Annotated in this window: 2 protein-coding genes; both read left to right on the top strand. The window is 44.9% G+C overall.

The window, feature by feature from the left end; translation table 11 throughout:
• Window positions 1-1,167, top strand: a 1,167-nt coding sequence (locus KDK17_RS16275; RefSeq protein WP_257288540.1) for a DUF4116 domain-containing protein, incomplete at its 5' end; no start/stop codon positions are given.
• A 200-nt stretch (window positions 1,168-1,367) separates the two neighbouring features.
• A partial coding sequence (locus tag KDK17_RS16270; protein WP_257288539.1) for a hypothetical protein occupies window positions 1,368-1,877 on the top strand: 510 nt, incomplete at its 3' end.

The raw sequence follows: 1,877 nt of genomic DNA, 5'->3' as shown, positions 1-1,877 counted from the left end.
AAGCTAAGCTGCAACGCTGTAGCGGGTGAAATTATCGTCGAATGCTCCCGAATGAAATCACTTCCAGCCCAGCAGGATGCCTTTGAAAAACTAATCATTGCGTTAAATGGTTCGTGTAATCTGGATCTGGAATTGGAGCAGGTAGTCATTTTTGAAGGAGATCAGTGGGACTTTAACCTGCTTGCACAACGCCTTAATCGTGATATTGAGACAGAAGCCGATAGATTCGCTTTTCAACATTGTCTTTTCTCAATGTTTTATGATCATAGTTTGTACATTACTTCCAATTGCCACATTTCTCTGGCCTGCGACCAGCTATTAAGAAAACACCAACGACAGTTTATTGAACATTGTCGACGGTTGGGTGAATCAGAGGACGATCTTCGGGAAGTATTCATGAGTGACGAGATCGCTGAGGACACCCGCAGAGAACTTTTACAGCATCTTTTATTGATAGATCCGGAACATGCTATTCCATTGTTTGTGCCAGTGTATCCCCATCTGGAAGGTCAATACTATGTTATCAAACCATCCTGCAATGCCAGACTGGAGTTTGATGTCCCTCCGGATCAGTCACTTCCGGATGATAAAGAAAAGGTCAGGAATATCCTGCTTCAGAATGGGCTGTTGTATGCCAGCGAAAGGGTTCGAAATGATAAGGACGTTGTATTACCCACTATTGAAGTCTATCCAGATGACCTGAAATATGTGAGTGCAGAACTGAAGGATGATAAAAAAGTCGTCATGGCCGCAGTTACTCAGGATGGTAGCCAGCTGGAATTTGCCAGCCCAAAGCTTCAGGACAATAGAGAGGTCGTCATGGCCGCCGTCACTCAGGATGGTATTAACCTGGTTTATGCCAGCCCAAAACTACAGGATGCTAAAGAGGTCGTCATGGCCGCTCTTGCAACCTATTCAGAAGCTCTGCGTTATGCCGGCGAAAATGTACGCGGCGATAAAGAAGTTATTCAAAGCGCAATGGCTGTTGATATTGATTGTTTATGTTATGCCAATGAAACGTTATTGAATGATCGAGAGTATATGCTGGACTTAATTGAACAGAACCCCTGCACCTTCAATTTTGTTGCTTCTGATCTTGAAAATGATGAAGCTTTTATCGAGGCAGCAAGAGAAAGAAACCAGGAAGTACTTAAATACGTCTGGTAATCTGCGAATAAGGTCTTATCTATTCTGACAGTGCAAACAAACCGTGTTGCCAGCTTATTGCCGTTCTTTCTACGTTCTTTCTATTGCGTTCTTCTGGCTGACCGGTGAACTTTATAAAAATATCATGGTCAAAAGTAAACTAATTTATTTGTGCGCTAGCGATTAAATCATGGATGAAGGTTAACATGAGGAGGGATACCATGATGTTACCTGCTTGTTTTAATAAACCTGCTCATCAAACTCTGGCAACTCAGCCAGTTCAGAAGACCGGGACTGACAGTTCAGACAAAGGATACCTGAGTGATCGTAATAACAGTGACGTTACGATCTGCCAAACGGAACTCACCAAGCGCACCTGCCATTTATCTGTTTCAGGTCAGGCTGCTGGCTATTCAGCCCACGTCCGGAAAGAATTGGGGGGCAAGGGAATGTTTTTGCAGCGCATGCAGTCAATAGGACTGCGTGTCCCATCGTTCCAATGTGTTACAGCCCGAATCATCAACGCTCTTGAACAACTTCCCCTGGATACCCATTGTTTACCGCGCTATCTCCCCGGGATTGTCACTGTGCCGGGGTCAGAGAGCAGCCTGACCAACATCCGGGAACACCTGAATACCTTGCCACCTTCAGAGCACAGCAAAAAGGATGAATGGCTGGCGGGCCTGGCGCAATTTGTTGCCAGTAGTGACTTTTACGAACAGGTTAAAGAC

It is taken from the genome of Endozoicomonas sp. SESOKO2 (assembly GCF_024606245.1).
Taxonomy (GTDB): Bacteria; Pseudomonadota; Gammaproteobacteria; order Pseudomonadales; family Endozoicomonadaceae; genus Endozoicomonas_A.
The sequence above is the reverse complement of the archived record's forward strand: the minus strand, read 5'-3'. Positions and strand labels throughout refer to the sequence as shown.